This window comes from Comamonas sp. lk, from assembly GCF_900564145.1.
Lineage (GTDB): Bacteria > Pseudomonadota > Gammaproteobacteria > Burkholderiales > Burkholderiaceae_C > Comamonas.
Map to the genome: position 1 here is coordinate 594570 of NZ_UOOB01000002.1, position 16427 is coordinate 610996.

The following is a 16427-nucleotide window of genomic DNA, read 5'->3' on the forward strand; positions in this document are numbered from 1 at the left end:
CCGTTGTTATGAATGAAAAGCGCGGTATCGAACTCAGTACGTGGGGGTGCCAATGATTCCGGCGCGATCCATCTTTCGATGGCATGCCGGGTAGTCCATGACGGCGTAGTGCTGCGTGGCCCGGTTGTCCCAGATGGCAATGCTGTTGGGCTCCCAGCGCCAGCGCACCTGATATTCAGGAATCGAGGCCTGGTTGATCAGGTACTGCAGCAAACTGGAGCCGCCTTGCGTGAAGTCCTGACCCACACGCACATTCGATGGCGTGTGGAAGTTCGTGAAATGGGTGGTGAAGCCGCTGACGAAAAGAATTTTTTCGCCCGTTTCGGGATGGGTGCGCACCACGGGATGCTCCGCATCGGGGTACTGGGCCTTGAGGGCCAGGCGCTTTTCCAGCGGCATGGCGGCACCAAAGGTGCACTCGATGCTGTGACGGGCGCGCAGCGGCTCAATCACCTCCTTGATGTGCTGAGGCAGCATCTGGTAGGCCAAGGCCATATTGGCCCACATGGTGTCGCCGCCCACCGGTGGGCATTCAATGCAGCGCAGCACGCAGCCCATGGGAGGAATCTCCCGCCAGGTCGCATCGCAGTGCCAGGAGTTTTCGTACCGGTCGACGGGCTTGTCCGGCGTTTTGTAGATCTGTACCAGACCCGGGTGTTCAGGGTCGCTACCGACGACCGGATGGTCCTCTAGTTCACCGAAGTGACGGGCGAAAGCCACATGTTCTGCGGGACTGATGTTTTGCGCACGCAGAAACAGCACTTTGTGCTTGAGCAGCTGCGTCCTGATTTCCGAAAAAAGTTCGTCATCGTGCACCGCATCCGCCAGTTGCACACCAAGCAGCTCTGCACCAAGGGCACAGGTCAGAGGGTTTATCCGCATAACTGTCTCCTACACTTTTAAATCCGGGCTTTTTCGCAGACTGCGCCGCCCGGTCATTCCAATGTAGAAAACCTGTGTCACATAGGTTGTGCATTTCATGCCGCCTGCTGTGCATCTCATGCCAGAATCCCGCTGCCCTTTTTGTGGAGCAGCCATGGTCAATTTGGTACGTGCCGCGTCTCTGACTAATTTTTCCGAACTCTTCAGTGCACTTGGAGGAGACCCGGATGCTGCTATGCGCCGCGTGGGACTGCGCCCGGCCCTGGTGCGCGAGCAAGACCAGTTGATCGATGTGCAGCTCACCGGGCGCCTGCTGGAAGACGCTGCAAAAACCACGGGCTGCACAAACTTTGGCCTGCGCATGGCGCAATCGCGACAGGTCTCCAACTTCGGCGTGGTGAGTCTGCTGCTGTTGCATCAGCCCACACTGCGCACGGTGCTGAGCTCGCTGATCGAGCATTCTCATCTGCTCAATGAATCGCTGCTGGTTCACATGGAAGATGTGAACGGTGTCGTGGTGTTGAGAGAGGAATTCACCGTCCCCGATGACTTCCCACAGTCCATGGAGCTGGCAATTGGCGTGCTGTTTCGCACCTGTGAGTTCTTGTTGCGCGAACGCTGGCATCCTCAGCGCGTTTGTTTCAGCCACGCCGCCCCCAGAGACACCAGCCTGCACAAGCAGCTGTTCCATTGCCCCGTGGAGTTTGATGCCGACTTCGATGGCATTGTCTTGCGCACCGAAGACCTGGAAGCGGCCAACCCCCTGGCCGATCCGGTGCTGGTGCGCTATGCCAAGACCATGGTGGACACCACCCAGCAAGGCAGACAAGTCACCGTAGCCCAGCGGGTGCGCAAAGCCATTTACCTCATGCTGCCTTCGGGAAGCGCCACCTGCACCTGTGTCGCTCAAGGTCTGGGGCGCAGCGTGCGAACGCTGCAGCGTGAACTCGATAGCGAAGGAGTCAGCTTCAGCGATCTGCTGGTGGAAGTCCGTTACGAGCTGGCGCAGCGCTACGTCCGCAACCCTGACTATTCGGTCGGTCAGATCGCCAACCTGTTGGGCTACAACAGCCACAGCGCTTTTACGCGCTGGTTCACCACCCTCTTCGATTGCTCACCCGAAACCTGGCGCGAAAAACATATTGCCCCGCGCAAACCAGGCAGGTAAATCCAGGCGCTAGGCACCTGACAGCGGCGTCTTGATCGGGACAGGCATTCCGACAGAATGCCTGTCGCCGCAAAAATCAGCTGCGTGTCGGATTGGCCAGCCAACGCTGCGCCAGCTTTACCCAGAACGTGCCACCCAGCGGAATCAGCGTGTCGTTGAAGTCATAGCTGGGGTTGTGCAAGGTGCAAGGTCCACCGCCATGCCCCAGGGCACGGTGGTCGCCGTCGCCATTGGCGATAAAGCAATAAGCTCCGGGCTTTTCCAGCAGCATGAAGGCAAAGTCTTCCGCGCCCATGGATGGCTCCTGCGGCAACACGCCTTCATCGCCCAGCATCTCGCGCATCACGGACTGGGCAAATTCGGCCTCGGCGGCGGTGTTGATGGTGGGTGGGTAGTTGCGCACAAACTCGAATTCGCATTGCGCGCCATGGGCGGCGCACAGGGCATCGCTGACCTGCTTCATGCGCTGCTCGATCAGATCCAGCACTTCGAGCGTGAAGGTGCGTACCGTGCCCTGCAGCTCCACGCTGTCGGGCACCACATTGGTGGCTTCGCCCGCGTGGACCATGGTGACGGAGATCACGCCGGCCTCGATGGGCTTGACGTTGCGGCTGACAATGGTCTGGAAGGCCATGATGAGCTGAGCCGCCACGGGCACGGGGTCAATCACCATATGCGGCATGGCCGCATGACCGCCCTTGCCGCGCACCACGATCTTGAACTCGTTGCTGGAAGCCATGGCCGGCCCGGCACCCACGGCCATGGTGCCGGCCTTCATTCCCGGCCAGTTGTGCATGCCAAACACGGCTTGCATGGGGAACTGGGTAAACAGGCCGTCCTTGACCATTTCGCGCGCACCACCGCCGCCCTCTTCCGCAGGCTGGAAGATGGTGTAGACCGTGCCGTCAAAGGAGTCGCGGTGGGCCGCCAGATACTGGGCTGCGGCCAGCAGCATGGCCGTGTGGCCGTCATGGCCGCAGGCATGCATTTTTCCGGCATGTTGGCTGGCATGGGCAAAGGTGTTGAACTCCTGCATGGGCAGGGCATCCATGTCGGCACGCAGGCCCAGAGCCTTGCCGCTTTGCCCGCCATCGCGGCCGTGGATGATGCCCACCACTCCGGTCTTGCCCAGGCCGCGGTGGACGGGGATGTCCCAGCCGCTCAACGCGTTGGCAACCAGGTCCGAAGTTCGCAGTTCCTCGAAACACAGTTCAGGGTGGGCATGAATGTCGCGGCGCAAGGCGCTGATAGCCTCTGCGCTGTCTTGAAGCTCTGGCAGCAATGTCATGAGCTTTCTCCTTGAGATCGTCAATGTAAACAAGCACATCATGACCCAAAGTGCGCCACGCTGCGACCCGCGCCGAAGAGACCTCAGGCCCTGGCCGCGACCGTACAAAAGGTGCCTCATTTTTTGCGCCCTGACAGGGCTGAGCGCCGCATAATGAAGCGCGCAAAAAATCCATGAGCCGGCTCCAACCACCCGAGACGGCCCGCCAATCGCCCCACGCCATGCCTCACTCCTCCGACGCCCCCGTTCAAGTCATAGGCGCCTGCCCGCATGACTGCCCCGATACCTGCTCGCTGGTGACTACGGTGTCCCAGGGTGCTGCCATCAAGGTGCAGGGCAACACCGCCCATCCGCACACCGGCGGCGTGCTCTGCGCCAAAGTCAGCAAGTACACTGAGCGCAGCTATCACGCCGATCGCGTGCTGCAGCCTTTGAAGCGCAGCGGCCCCAAGGGCAGCGGCCAGTTCGTTCCCGTCAGCTGGGATGAGGCGCTTGCCGACATCGCCCAGCGCCTGCACACGATTGCTCAGCGCGACCCCGAAGCCATACTGCCCTACAGCTACGCCGGCACCATGGGCATGGTGCAAAGCGAGAGCATGGACCGGCGCTTTTTTCACCAGCTGGGCGCCAGCCTGCTGGACCGCACCATCTGCGCCAGCGCCGGCAGCGAAGCCCTGGCCCATACCTATGGCGGCAAGCTGGGCATGCGCGTGCAGTTCTTTGCCGAAAGCCGGCTGATCCTGATCTGGGGCAGCAACTCCATTGCCAGCAATCTGCACTTCTGGCGCTATGCGCAGGAGGCCAAGCGCAATGGCGCCAAGCTGATCTGCATCGATCCGCGCAAAAGCGAGACCGCCGACAAATGCCATGAACATCTGCAGCTGCTGCCGGGCACCGATGCCGCGCTGGCCCTGGCGCTGATGCATGAACTCATAGTCAACAACTGGCTAGATGAAGACTATATTGCCCAGTACACACAAGGCTGGGATGCTCTCAAAGAAAGAGCGCTGCAATGGACGCCCGAGCGCGCAGCCGCTGTCTGCGGTCTGGCGGCGGAACAGATTCGCTCTCTGGCACGCGACTACGGCACCACCGAGCACGCCGCCATCCGCCTGAACTACGGCATGCAGCGCGTGCGCGGTGGCGGCAATGCCGTGCGCGCCATTGCCTGCCTGCCGGCCCTGATCGGCGCATGGCGCCACCGCGCCGGTGGTCTGCTGCTGTCCAGCTCCGGCGTATCGCCTTTCAACCGGCCACAGCTGCACATGCCCCAGTTGCTGGGCGAGCGCCGCCCGCGCACGCTGAACATGAGCCAGATTGGCGATGTGCTGCTGCACCCCGGCAATGCCGAATTCGGCCCCAGGGTCGAAGCGGTGGTGGTCTACAACAGCAATCCCGTGGCGGTGGCACCCGAATCGGCTAAAGTGGCCCAAGGCTTTGCCCGCGAGGACTTGTTCACCGTAGTGCTGGAGCATTTTCTGACCGACACCGCCGACCATGCCGACTATGTGCTGCCGGCCACCACCCAGCTCGAGCATTGGGACATTCACGGCAGCTACGGCCACACCGATGTGCTGCTCAACCGCCCGGCCATTGCGCCCCAGGGCCAGGCGCGCAGCAACGGCCAGATCTTTCGCGATCTGGCCGCCCACATGGCCCGGCTTGACCCGGCCTTTGCTACGCCCCATTTTTCAGAATCAGATGAGGCGCTATGCCGCGCAGCAGTTGCGCATACAGCTATTGATTTTGAAGAATTAATGGAGCGCGGCTACGCACATATTCCGCTGCCCGACGCGCCGTTTGCGCGGGGCGGCTTTGCCACGCCATCGGGCAAGTGCGAGTTCGACAATCCCCGGCTGGCCAAGCTGGGCATCAACACCTTGCCCGACTACCTGCCCAATTACGAGCCGCCCACGGCCGAGTTTCCACTGGCCATGATCTCGCCGCCGGCGCGCAACTTCCTCAACAGCACCTTTGCCAACGTGGCCAGCCTGCAGCGCATGGAAGAGCGGCCGCTGCTGGAGCTGCACCCCGACGATGCCAGCGCGCGCGGCATTGCCGATGGCGATACCTTGCGCGTCTTCAACGCCCGGGGCGAACATGTCTGCCACGCGGCCATCAACGGCAGAGCGCGCCCCGGCGTGGTGGTCGGGCTGGGCATCTGGTGGCGCAAACAGGGCCTGAACGGCACGAATGTGAACGAGCTGACCCACCAGCAGCTCACCGACATAGGCCGGGCCCCCTGCTTTTACGACTGTGCCGTCCAGGTCCAGCGTGCCTGACGCGGGTCAGGCTCGGCCGGATTTTCTGCACATAACAATTACCTGCTGCAAGCACAGCTTGCGCGTCCACCCATAATGCAGACCTTGGATCAAAGTGGCGCCGGGCCGGATGCGGCACGCCCGCATATTGAGTGAATTCAACTGTCATAAGTAACTGAGGGCCGCAGATGCCAAACACGAGCTACAAAATGGATCTGCGCCGCCTGATTCTGGTGCTGACCATCTGCAGCGCCCTGATCCCGTTCGCCAACACCTTCTACGCCGGCTATCTGGTGCAGCGCCAGCAACTGATAGACAACACGCTGGAAGGCCACTATGCCTATGCCACCAAGCTGGCCCGCAGCACCGATGATTTTCTGCAGTCCGCCCTGCAGCAGCTGGACTACAGCGCCAAGCTGCTGGGCCCGCATATGGGCGACGAAAACTACCTGAGCCAGGAGGCGACGCGCCTGCGCCTGCAGACCAAGAGTTTCAACTCCGTCACCGTCCTCGACCACACCGGCTATGTGCTGGCCACCTCGCCCGATACCTTGCAGATCAAGGGCAAGACACTGAAAAGTGCCAACGTGCTTGAGGCCCTGGAGACCAAGAAGCCGGTGATCAGCTCGCCCTATCTGGCCATCACCGGCAATTTCATCATCTTCATTTCCCAGCCGGTGTTTGCGGCCGACGGCAAGTTCCTGGGCGTCGTGGGCGGCAGCATCTACCTCAAGCAGGAGAGCATGCTGGACACGCTGCTGGGCTCGCACTTCTACCACGACGGCTCCTACGTCTATGTGGTGGACAAGAGCAAGCAAATCATCTATCACCCCGACGGCAAGCGCGTGGGGGAAAGAATTCAGAACAATGCCGCCATCGAACAAATCCATGAGGGAGAATCCGGCCAAGTCCCGCTGGTCAACAGCCGGGGCGTGGAGATGCTGGCCGGCTATGCCATCGTGCCCTCCACGGGCTGGGGCATCGTGGCCCAGCGCCCCAGAGCCGCCACTCTGGCGCCGCTCAACGAGCTGATGCGCTCCGTGCTCTACAAGACCCTGCCCATCGCCATCATCATGCTGGGGGTGATCTGGTGGAGCGCACGCCGCATTGCCAGCCCGCTGCGACAGCTGGCCAATGGCGCACACGACATGGACAAGCCCGAAACCGCGCAGAACATCCAGTCCGTCAAGTCCTGGTATTTCGAATCCCATGAGCTGAAAAAAGCCATGATCAAAGGCATTGGTCTGCTGCATCGCAACATCACCAAGCTGCGCGAGGATGTGAACACCGACCCCCTCACCGGCCTGGGCAATCGCCGCCATCTGGATGCCGCCATTGCAGAGTTTCAAGCGCAGAGCATTCCGTTTGCCGTGGTGGCCCTGGATATAGACCACTTCAAGCGGGTCAACGACGGCTTTGGTCACGATGCCGGCGACGAGGTGCTCAGGCTGCTGGCCCTGCAGATGCGCGAAGTTTCGCGCCTGGACGATGTTCCCTGCCGCGTGGGAGGCGAAGAGTTCCTGCTGCTGCTGCCCAAGGCACCGCTGCACAGTGCGGCCCAGGTGGCAGAGCGCCTGCGTGCGTTGGTGGAGAGCACGCCGCTGCCCGCTGTAGGTCGTATCACCGTGTCCCTGGGTGTGTCAGCCTGGCCGGATAGCGATGCCGATATCAAGACCGTTTTCCAGCAGGCCGATGCCATGCTCTATACCGCCAAGCGCGGCGGCCGCAACCGTGTGGCGATTTACGGCCACAGCGTCAGCCCCACCACACAGCCCGCAGCCCTGATCTGAACATTGCTTCGGCGCTCAAAAAATCGCAATTCAATAGCATCTATCGCTTACTAGATATTGGCTTGAGGCCAATTCAACATAAAAAAGCCCGGAATGCCCGGGCCTTTTTTATCTCGAAGTCACTCATGCGATTGACCACAGCGGGATCCTGCCGCGCCGGGTTCAGATCGGCGGTGAACGCCGATTTCATGCTCAGTGATCAGGCATGACAGGCTCGGTCTGGGCGCTGCGGCCATCCAGCGCCAAGAAATGGTGGACTACAGGCTTGTCTGCCCCCTGGTGGTAGCGCAGCGCAGCGGCCTGCAGGTCGGCATCGGCCTTGGAGACGCGGCCATGCTGGCGCAGGTGCTCGGCCCAGGATTCGACCAGGAACCATTCGATCACGCGGCCCGGCTCGCCAGTATGCTCCGCCACACCCCAGGCATAAGCGCCATCACGGCGACGTTCATGGGCCACCTGCTGCATGGCCTGAAAAAAGGCGGGCAGGTCTTCGCGGGCGATCTGGTACTCGATCTGGATCATGACCGGGCCACGGTCGTGGGCCACAGGCTCGGCCAACAACGGTTCGGGCCAGTGCTTGGACGGCTGCAGATCGGCCTCGCCAGTGGGCAGCTTGATGCGGTGGAAGATCAGCGACACCAGCACCAGGCCCACGGCACCGACCAGCAGCGTGACCTGCAGGCCCAACTGGCCGGCGATCAGGCCCCAGCCCAGGCTGCCCAGAGCCATGGCACCGTTGAACACCATGAGGTAGATAGCCAGACCGCGACCGCGCACCCAGTTGGGCAACACCGCCTGGGCCACGCCGTTGAGCGTGGTCAGCGCAAGAATCCAGCCCAGGCCCAGCACCAGCATCAGCACCACGGCCAACCACTGGGGCGGCGCCAGGGTCAGCACGGCCATGACAAAGGCCGTGACCACCGAAGCCAGCAGCACCAGGCCGTCGGTATCCAAGCGCTTGCGCAGTTGGGGCAGCAGCACAGCGCCCAGAATGGCCCCCGCGCCCACGGCGCCCAGCATCACGCCGTAGAAACCGGCCGTGCCGCCCAGCATGCGCCGTGCCACCAGAGGCAGTAGCGCCCAGACCGCGCTGGCGAACAGAAAGAACACGGCGGCACGCAGCAACACCACATGCAGCTCGCGGCTGGCACGGGCATAGCGCACGCCGGCCCGGAAGGCACCGAAGAACTGCTCATTGAGCGCCGAGGCTTCGGCCTTGGGGCGTTTCCACCAGATCAGGGCAGCGATCACGAAGACATAGCTGAGCACGTCGAGGCCGTAGGCCGCGGCGGCGCCGAAGCTGGCCAGCAGCAGGCCGCCGGCGGCCGGACCGATGGCGCGGGCGATATTGATGCCCAGGGAGTTCAGGGCCACGGCGCTTTTGAGTTCGCTGCGCGGCACCAGCTCGGGCACGATGGACTGCCAGGTCGGGCCCATGAGGGCGGCGCCAATGCCGCCCACAAAGGTCAGGGCCACCAGGTATTCCACTGTGAGAGTATTCGTCTGGGCCAGCACCAGCAGCGTGCCGCTCACGGCGCCTAGCAGCACCTGCACACCGATGAGGAAACGGCGGCGGTCCAGGATGTCGGACAGCACACCGGCGGGAATGGCCAGCAGAAAGACGGGCAGCGTGGCCGCCGTCTGGATCAGGGCCACGGCCGTGGGGCTGGACGAGAGCTCGGTCACCATCCAGGCACTGGCCACATCGCGCATAAAGCTGCCGATGTTGCCCAGCACCGTGGCGGCCCACAGCACGGCGAAGACGGGGATGGCGAGCGGCGCGAAGCTGCCCGAGGTGTTGGTGGTTTTGTTATCCGGCACGGTGGCCTCCCAGGTCGTGCCAGGCGACGAGCAGCATGCCGCCCACCAGGCCCCAATGTTCAAAAAATGCGTTGGCTGTGCGCTGGCGTTCGGCCTGCGGCGCGGACCAGAAACGGTCGGCCAGCAAGGCCGCAACCACAGTGAAAGCCGCCAGCGCCAGGGCACCCGCCCAGCGGTACCAGCCCGAGACGATCAGCACCGAGGCGCCCAGCTGCAGTGCGATGGTGGCCACCGCGATGGGCGCCGCCGGCGCCAGGCCGAACTGGCGCATCTCGGCGACGGCCCCGCCGAAGTTGCGCGCCTTGTCCACACCGCCTTGCAAGTAGGCGGCGCACAGACATAGCAGGGCCAGCGACTGCACCCAGGGTGCGGTGGCGGCGGTGCGCAGCGTGTCCATTCAGACCGCCCAGCAGGCGCAGCCCAGCGCGCCCCAGAAGCTCTTGAGGTCGGCCACGGGCAGCTTGCTGCTCCAGGCCGTGGCGTGGGCGTGGCCGTGCATATTGCAGCTGCTGGCGCAGCCGCAATTCGCTGCTGCATTGCGCATCACGGACTGCAGCGGCGCGCCTTCCTGCACGCCCCAGGCGCCATAGCCCTTGAAGGTGCGCACGGGCGACCAGTCTGGCATGGCCAGGGGTGGGGCCGATTCGTCGAAGTCGGCGAAAGCGCCGGCGCCGTAGACCACCTTGCCGCCCACCACGGTGAGCAGGGCCGAGGTGTCGGCGATGTCGGACTCGGGGCAGGCGAAGAAATCGCGGTCAGGCACGATGAGGTCGGCCAGCTGGCCCACCTGAATGCGGCCCTTCTTGCCCTGTTCGTTGCTGAACCAGGTCACGTTTTCCGTCCACATGCGCAGGGCCTGGTCGCGGCTCAGGCAGTTGCGCTGGGGCGTGAGCTGCAGGCCGCCCACGGTCTTGCCCGTGATGAGCCAGGACAGCGAGACCCAGGGGTTGTAGCTGGCGACACGGGTGGCATCGGTGCCGGCGGACACGTTCACGCCTTTTTCCAGCATGCGCTTGACGGGAGGCGTGGCTTCGGCCGCGGCGGCGCCGTAGCGCTCGACGAAGTACTCGCCCTGGTAGGCCATGCGGTGCTGCACGGCCACCCCGCCGCCCAGGGCCGCGATGCGGTCGATGGACTTTTCGGAAATGGTTTCGGCGTGGTCGAAGAACCAGTTCAGGCCGGCCAGGGGAATGTCTTCATTGACCTTCTCGAACACATTGAGCGCGCGGTCGATGGTCTCGTCATAGGTGGCATGCATGCGCCAGGGCCAGCGGTTCTGGGCCAGGATGCGTACCACTTCCTCCAGCTCGCCTTCCATGCCCGGGGCCAGCTCGGGCTGAGGCTGGCGGAAATCCTCGAAGTCGGCGGCAGAGAACACCAGCATCTCGCCCGCGCCGTTGTGACGGAAGTAGTCCGTGCCCTGCTTGTACTGGGAGGTGGAGGTCCAGCGCAGAAAGTCGTCCTTCTCTTCCTTGGGCTTTTGCGTGAACAGGTTGTAGGCCAGGCGAATGGTGAGCTGGTCGGCATCGGCCAGCTCCTGGATCACGTCGTAGTCGTCGGGGTAGTTCTGCATGCCACCGCCCGCGTCAATGGCACCGGTCACGCCCAGGCGGTTGAGTTCACGCATGAAGTGGCGCGTGGAGTTGAGCTGGTAGTCGCGCGGCAGCTTGGGGCCTTTGGCCAGCGTGGCGTAGAGGATGGCCGCATTGGGCTTGGCCAGCAGCAGGCCCGTGGGGTTGCCGGCGCTGTCGCGCACGATCTCGCCACCGGGGGGCGAAGGCGTGTCCTTGGTGTAGCCCACGGCGCGCAGGGCGGCAGCATTGAGCAAGGCGCGGTCGTACAGGTGCAGGATGAAGACCGGGGTGTCGGGGGCCACGGCGTTCAGCTCGGCCAGCGTGGGCAGGCGCTTTTCCACGAACTGGTGCTCGGTGAAACCGCCCACCACGCGCACCCACTGGGGCGCGGGGGTCACATCCACCTGGGCCTTGAGCATGGTCATGGCATCGGCCAGGCTCTTCACACCGTCCCAGCGCAGCTCCATATTGAAGTTCAGGCCGCCACGGATCAGGTGCAGGTGGTTGTCGATCAGTCCGGGCAGCGCACTGCGCCCACCCAGATCGATGCACCGCGTCTGCGGGCCGGCAAGGGGCAGGACTTCGCGGTCGCTGCCGACGGCGCTGAAGCGGCCCTGGCTCACGGCCACGGCCGTGGCCGTTGGGTTGCTGCGGTCCAGCGTAGTGAAGCGGCCGTTGAACAGGATCAGGTCGGGGGTGGTGGACTGGGTCATGGATGTCTCTGGAATTTCAACGGCGCGGCGAGTGCGCCAGATTTCGTAGCGTGCAGACCGCAGGTGCGAGATCGGTCTGCACGGCAGAAAGATGGTGCGCTCTTTTAGCCTTCGTGGGCACCAAACATGGTCTTGGCGTAAGTGATGCCGATGCCGTAGCCGCCGCCCAGCTTCTTGGCGATGCCCGTGGTCATGTCATAGGTCTCGGTACGGGCCCAGTCACGCTGCATTTCCAGCAGGTATTGCAGCGAGGTGATGGGCTGGGCGCCGGCCTGGACCATGCGTTCCATGGCGCGGTTGTGCGCTTCGGTGGAGATGTCGCCGCAGGCATCGGCGATCACGAAGACTTCAAAACCCTGATCCAGAGCCGACAGGGCCGGGCCGACGATGCATACGCTGGTCCACAGGCCGGCCAGCACGATGCGCGGCTTGCCGATCTCGTTGACCTTCTTAATGACGGCCTCGTCTTCCCAGGTGTTCATCGAGGTACGGTCCAGCAGGGTCTGACCGGGGAAAGGCGCGGTCACTTCCTCGAACATGGGACCGGAGAAGCTTTTTTCGGCCACGGTGGTCAGGATGGTGGAGGCGCCGAAGCCGGCGGCGGCCGAAGCGACCAGGGCGGCGCTGGAGCGCAGTTGCACGGGGTCGATGGAGTGCGTGGCAAAAGCCATCTGCGACTGGAAGTCGATCATGATCAGCGTGTGGTCATGGGGATTGAGCAGCTTGGCACCGGGTTGGGCGACAGCGACGGGACGGGCGATGGAAGCGTTGGTGTTGGACATGTTGGTACTCCGGGTCAAAGATGAAAGCGAGGTTGAGGGCGAAACAAGAAAGCGTTATGAAAACAGGGGGCAGAAAGCAGCTGCTTACAAAGCAGGTAGCTCATGGGGGCGCAGGTCGAACACCAGCACCTCGGCCTGCTCGCCCTGGTCAAAGCGCAGGGCCCCGGCGTTGCGGATACGGGCTCCGTCGCCTTCGGACAGGCGCTCGCCGTTGACATTCAGGCTGCCGCGGGCCACATGCACATAGACGTGGCGCTCTGGCCCCACATCGAGTTCGGCGGACTCGGCGCCGTCGAACAGGCCGGCATAGACCCGGGCGTCCTGGCGCACGGCCAGCGCGCCGTCCTGGTCTTCGGGGGCGATGATCAGGCGCAGGCGGCCGCGCTTGTCGGCCTCATCCACATGGACCTGCTGGTAGCGGGGAGTGGCGCCACGTTCGCCAGGCACGATCCAGATCTGCAGAAAGTGCACTGGGTCCTGGGCCGAGTGGTTGAACTCGCTGTGCTGCACGCCGGTGCCGGCGCTCATCATCTGCACGTCGCCGGGACGGATCACCGAGCCCGTGCCCATGGAGTCCTTGTGCTCCAGAGCGCCGTCCAGCACATAGGAGAAGATTTCCATGTCGCGGTGGCCGTGGGTGCCGAAGCCCTGGCCGGGGGAGACATGGTCGTCGTTGATGACCAGCAGGTCCGAGAAGCCTTGCTGGTTCAGATCACGGTAGTGGCCGAAGGAGAAGGTGTGGCGCGATTGCAGCCAGCCATGGTTGGCGCGACCGCGGTGGTTGGATTGGCGAACTTCAAGCATTTCATCTCCTATGAAATCGATGGGTTTCACACTTCCTGCTGCGATCCGGTTTTGCCGTTTTTCGCTGCGCTCCGTGTTGCGATGAATGGAGTATCGGCGGCCACGAAAGGTGGAATGTTGAAAGAAAAATGCTTTAATCATCGAAAATTTCGATGATTGTTTTTTACGCAATTCACCATGCTCAAGCTATCCCTGGAAGCCATTGAACTCGTGGACGCCATCGCACGCTATGGCTCCTTCGCCAGCGCAGCCGAACGCCTGCACAAGGTGCCGTCGACCATCTCCTATGCCGTCTCCAAGCTGGAGGAGCAACTGGGCCTGAACCTGTTCATGCGCAACGGTCCGCGCGTCAGCCTCACGCCTGCGGGCGAGGAACTGCTCAAGGAAGGGCGCTGGCTGCTGGCGGCGGCACGCCAACTCGAGTCCCGGCTGCATCAGGTGGCTACGGGCTTTGAAACCGAGATCCGACTGGTGCATGACTCACTGATTCCCACCAGCGCCTTCGGCCCCGAAATCCAGGCTTTCGAGGCCTTGAACAGCGGCACGCGCCTTCGCATAGGCAGCGAGACACTGACCGGCACCTGGGAAGCCCTGCGCGAAGGCCGGGCCGATCTGGTGGTGGCAGCAGGTGAAGGCCCGGCCGGCGGCGGCTACAAGGCGGTGGCCGTGGGCCAGCTGGATTTTGTGTTCTGCGTGACGGCCAGCCATCCGTTGACCCGCCTGGGCCGCCCCCTGGCACGCAGCGATCTGCTGGAGCACACGGCCGTGGTCGTGGGCGACGGCGCGCGTTCGCTGACCGACCGCACGGTGGGCTTGCTGGCGGGTCAGCGCCGCATCACCGTGCCCAATATGCAGGCCAAAATCCAATGCCAGCTTGCCGGCCTGGGGCTTGGCTTCCTGCCGCGCGCCTGCGTGCGTGTGGAACTGGAAACGGGGATGCTGGTGGAACTGCCGGTGGAGGAACCGCGCCCGCCCGAGACCTTCTGGCTGGCCTGGCGCAGCGATGCGCGCGGCCGTGCCCAGCAGTGGTGGCGCGAGCGCCTGAGCCGCCAGTTGCTGCCCGGCATACTCCCCTATTGAAAACAGCCCTGCAACGCAAGGTTGCAGGGCTGTTGCTATGCAGGCCGACGAGGACTTGCATGGCTGTTCAAGCCATGCGCCATGACCTGACCGAACGCTCAGTCCAGCTTCACACCGGCGGCCTTGATGACCGCGCCCCAGCGCTTGGCTTCGGCGCGGGCCAGGGCGTGGAATTGCTCGGGTGTGCCGGGCAGGGCTTCCATGCCGAAGTCCGCCATGCGCTTGACCACGGCGGGGTCCAGCAGCGCCTTGTTCAGATCGGCATTGAGGCGCTGAACGATGGCTGGCGGCAAGCCCTTGGGGCCCAGAATGCCCTGGAAGGCATAGACCTCGGAATCCTTGACGCCCAGCTCGGCCAGCGTGGGCACGTTGGGCAGATTGGGCACGCGCTTGGCCGTGCCTATGGCCAGGGCACGTACCTTGCCGGATTGGATCATGGGCAGGCCCGAGGCCAGGTCCAGGAACATGCAAGGCACCTGGCCGCCCATCACATCGGCCACGGCGGGGGCGGCGCCCTTGTAAGGGATATGGGTCAGGAAGGTGCCGGTGCGGTTCTTGAACAGCTCCATGGCCAGATGGTGAGGCGAGCCATTGCCTGGCGAGGCGTAGTTGAGCTTGCCGGGGTTGGCCTTGGCATAGGCCAGGAATTCCTTGAAATCCTTGGCTTCGAAATTCGGGTTGACCACCAGCGCCAGCGGGAAACGGCTGATGCCACCCACATACGTGAAGTCTTTTTCCGGGCTGAAGGGCAGCTTGCTGAACAGGTGCTCGTTGAAGGCCAGGATGGCGTTGTCCGCCGACATGATGGTGTAGCCGTCGGGCTTGGCCGAGGCCACCATCTGGCCGCCGATATTGGTGGCAGCACCCGGGCGGTTGTCCACCACGATGGTCTGGTTCAGCGTCTTGCGCATGGACTCGGCCACGGTGCGGGCCAGCACATCGGTGCCGCCGCCCGGTGGGTAAGGCACAACCCAACGCACGGGGTTGGCAGGCCATTCCTGCGCCATGGCAAAAGGCGAAGCGGCTGCAGCCGAGCTGGCAGCCACAGCGGCCAGAAATTGACGACGATCCATCATTTGTCTCCTTGGGGGTGATGTGTGGGTGTTGAAATCGAGATTCAGACCCCGCGCCCTCTGCCGTTTATTGTTTTTGATAGCAGCTGGCGCTTGTCTTTATTGCGTGATCATGGGTTTTGACTGTGTTTTTGGCGGTATTGCTTTCGGGGCCGGCGGCGTGAACTTCACGCGCTCGACCTGGTAGCCTTTTTGGCGCAGCAGCGTGGGCAAGCCCTGGGGACCGACCATGTGCAACGCGCCCACGGCTGCAAACACGCTCTGGCCTTCCTGCAGCAGCCGGACGATGCCGTCGGCCATACCTGCGTTGCGGTCGTCCAGCAGGCGTTTGAGCTGGGCACGCTCACGCGGCGTGTTGGCGCAGTCACACCAGTCGGCGTAGCTCTCCAGTTTTTGCTCGTTGCCGTCGGCCCATAGTTCGGCCAGTTGCTGCATCTGCTCCGGCGCCGTGCCGCTTTCCAGCTGCTTCAAGCCGTCGTTCACGGCATCCTCTATCTTGGCCGGGTCGTCCGAGACCAGCTCATCGAGCTGGGCCTGCACGGTTTCCAGCCCCAGCACCGGCTTGCGCATTCCGCTGGCCATGCCCGCCAGCATCATGTCCACGCCATATTGGGCGTCCAGCCCATGGCTGCGGCCCGCCATGGCCAGCAGGCCCAACACCTGTGCCTCGGGGCGCAGACCGGCCAGCTCCGGCGCGCAAGCCTGTTGGCGCTGCAGCTCGAGGCGCGCGGCCAGTGCGGCCGCCAGTTCAGGCGCATCGTCACGGGCCTTGAGTCCCTGCGCCAAGGCCTTGCCGACTTCCGGGTCCATCACATTGAGTTCCAGCGCCAGCTTGTCCACGCCCGCCATGGCCTGCATGATGCTGCGCCCCGGCAGCATCCACTCGCGCTTGGCTACATGCATGGTGCCGTAGAGCCAGCTGCTGCGCCCGCCATGGCCGACCCGCCAGAGCAGGCCCCGGTCCTTCAGGTTCTGCGCCAGCGCCTGCAGCTCGGCCTGCGTAGGCATCTGCACCGGCGGCGGGCAGGTCGCAACCCTGACCAAGCCCACGGTGGACGCGGCCATGGGCGGCTCCTGGGAAGAGCGATCGATCGCCGGCGCGGCCCAGGCCATGGCCGTGCACAGCGCCAGGGCGGCAGCCAGCAGGCCGCGCTGCAGCAAAGGCTTCTTCAGAGAGGACATGGTGTTTTT

13 protein-coding genes are annotated in these 16427 nt (G+C 63.7%); 4 read left to right on the plus strand and 9 right to left on the minus strand.

Annotation, left to right across the window (positions count from 1 at the left end; all coding sequences use genetic code 11):
- Positions 1–33: 33 nt before the first annotated feature.
- Positions 34–882 carry a TauD/TfdA family dioxygenase gene (locus EAO39_RS21515; protein ID WP_120971710.1) on the minus strand — a complete coding sequence of 283 codons (849 nt, stop codon included), beginning with the start codon at positions 880–882 and terminating at the stop codon, positions 34–36.
- Positions 883–1036: 154 nt separating this feature from the next.
- On the opposite strand from EAO39_RS21515, the gene EAO39_RS21520 reads away from it, so the two are divergent.
- Positions 1037–2050: an AraC family transcriptional regulator gene (locus EAO39_RS21520; protein ID WP_120971711.1), complete on the plus strand. Its 1014-nt coding sequence runs from the start codon at positions 1037–1039 to the stop codon at positions 2048–2050.
- A gap of 76 nt (positions 2051–2126) precedes the next feature.
- Here the strand turns inward: EAO39_RS21520 and EAO39_RS21525 are convergent, their stop codons facing one another.
- Positions 2127–3338 carry a M20 aminoacylase family protein gene (locus tag EAO39_RS21525; RefSeq protein ID WP_120971712.1) on the minus strand — a complete coding sequence of 404 codons (1212 nt, stop codon included), beginning with the start codon at positions 3336–3338 and terminating at the stop codon, positions 2127–2129.
- A gap of 221 nt (positions 3339–3559) precedes the next feature.
- Between EAO39_RS21525 and EAO39_RS21530 the strand changes: the two genes are divergently transcribed.
- Positions 3560–5620 (plus strand): molybdopterin oxidoreductase family protein, encoded by a 2061-nt coding sequence (locus EAO39_RS21530; protein ID WP_120971924.1) that lies wholly within the window; start codon positions 3560–3562, stop codon positions 5618–5620.
- Between the two features lie 188 nt (positions 5621–5808).
- Positions 5809–7389 carry a sensor domain-containing diguanylate cyclase gene (locus tag EAO39_RS21535; RefSeq protein ID WP_240467160.1) on the plus strand — a complete coding sequence of 527 codons (1581 nt, stop codon included), beginning with the start codon at positions 5809–5811 and terminating at the stop codon, positions 7387–7389.
- 192 nt (positions 7390–7581) lie between these two features.
- On the opposite strand, the gene EAO39_RS21540 is transcribed toward EAO39_RS21535, so the two are convergent.
- The 5 genes from EAO39_RS21540 to EAO39_RS21560 all read right to left on the minus strand — a co-directional run bounded on the left by EAO39_RS21540 (position 7582) and on the right by EAO39_RS21560 (position 13083).
- On the minus strand, positions 7582–9210 hold the full coding sequence (locus tag EAO39_RS21540) for an MFS transporter (protein ID WP_120971714.1): 1629 nt from the start codon (positions 9208–9210) through the stop codon (positions 7582–7584).
- Positions 9200–9607 (minus strand): DoxX family protein, encoded by a 408-nt coding sequence (locus EAO39_RS21545; RefSeq protein WP_120971715.1) that lies wholly within the window; start codon positions 9605–9607, stop codon positions 9200–9202. The genes EAO39_RS21540 and EAO39_RS21545 overlap by 11 nt, the downstream gene beginning before the upstream one ends.
- Entirely contained in the window at positions 9608–11497 is a 1890-nt protein-coding gene (locus EAO39_RS21550) for an amidohydrolase (protein ID WP_120971716.1), read from the minus strand.
- A gap of 104 nt (positions 11498–11601) precedes the next feature.
- A complete protein-coding gene (locus tag EAO39_RS21555) occupies positions 11602–12279 on the minus strand; it encodes an isochorismatase family protein (protein ID WP_120971717.1) in 678 nt (225 codons plus the stop codon).
- 84 nt (positions 12280–12363) lie between these two features.
- The gene (locus EAO39_RS21560; RefSeq protein ID WP_120971718.1) at positions 12364–13083 is read right to left on the minus strand and encodes a pirin family protein; all 720 of its coding nucleotides are present in this window, start codon (positions 13081–13083) and stop codon (positions 12364–12366) included.
- Between the two features lie 177 nt (positions 13084–13260).
- Here EAO39_RS21560 and EAO39_RS21565 point away from each other — a divergent pair, with 177 nt between their 5' ends.
- Positions 13261–14163 carry a LysR family transcriptional regulator gene (locus tag EAO39_RS21565; protein ID WP_120971925.1) on the plus strand — a complete coding sequence of 301 codons (903 nt, stop codon included), beginning with the start codon at positions 13261–13263 and terminating at the stop codon, positions 14161–14163.
- A gap of 98 nt (positions 14164–14261) precedes the next feature.
- On the opposite strand, the gene EAO39_RS21570 is transcribed toward EAO39_RS21565, so the two are convergent.
- Complete coding sequence (locus EAO39_RS21570; protein ID WP_120971719.1) at positions 14262–15236, minus strand: tripartite tricarboxylate transporter substrate binding protein; 975 nt, start codon at positions 15234–15236, stop codon at positions 14262–14264.
- A gap of 99 nt (positions 15237–15335) precedes the next feature.
- Positions 15336–16418: a TraB/GumN family protein gene (locus tag EAO39_RS21575; RefSeq protein WP_240467161.1), complete on the minus strand. Its 1083-nt coding sequence runs from the start codon at positions 16416–16418 to the stop codon at positions 15336–15338.
- Positions 16419–16427: the final 9 nt, after the last annotated feature.

Coding starts and splice junctions, on each gene's coding strand:
- EAO39_RS21565 (WP_120971925.1), top strand. CDS start 13,261: ATGCTCAAGCTATCCCTGGAAGCCATTGAACTCGTGGACGCCATCGCA.
- EAO39_RS21555 (WP_120971717.1), bottom strand. CDS start 12,279: ATGTCCAACACCAACGCTTCCATCGCCCGTCCCGTCGCTGTCGCCCAA.
- EAO39_RS21525 (WP_120971712.1), bottom strand. CDS start 3,338: ATGACATTGCTGCCAGAGCTTCAAGACAGCGCAGAGGCTATCAGCGCC.
- EAO39_RS21550 (WP_120971716.1), bottom strand. CDS start 11,497: ATGACCCAGTCCACCACCCCCGACCTGATCCTGTTCAACGGCCGCTTC.
- EAO39_RS21530 (WP_120971924.1), top strand. CDS start 3,560: ATGCCTCACTCCTCCGACGCCCCCGTTCAAGTCATAGGCGCCTGCCCG.
- EAO39_RS21545 (WP_120971715.1), bottom strand. CDS start 9,607: ATGGACACGCTGCGCACCGCCGCCACCGCACCCTGGGTGCAGTCGCTG.
- EAO39_RS21515 (WP_120971710.1), bottom strand. CDS start 882: ATGCGGATAAACCCTCTGACCTGTGCCCTTGGTGCAGAGCTGCTTGGT.
- EAO39_RS21560 (WP_120971718.1), bottom strand. CDS start 13,083: ATGCTTGAAGTTCGCCAATCCAACCACCGCGGTCGCGCCAACCATGGC.
- EAO39_RS21535 (WP_240467160.1), top strand. CDS start 5,809: ATGGATCTGCGCCGCCTGATTCTGGTGCTGACCATCTGCAGCGCCCTG.
- EAO39_RS21570 (WP_120971719.1), bottom strand. CDS start 15,236: ATGGATCGTCGTCAATTTCTGGCCGCTGTGGCTGCCAGCTCGGCTGCA.
- EAO39_RS21520 (WP_120971711.1), top strand. CDS start 1,037: ATGGTCAATTTGGTACGTGCCGCGTCTCTGACTAATTTTTCCGAACTC.
- EAO39_RS21575 (WP_240467161.1), bottom strand. CDS start 16,418: ATGTCCTCTCTGAAGAAGCCTTTGCTGCAGCGCGGCCTGCTGGCTGCC.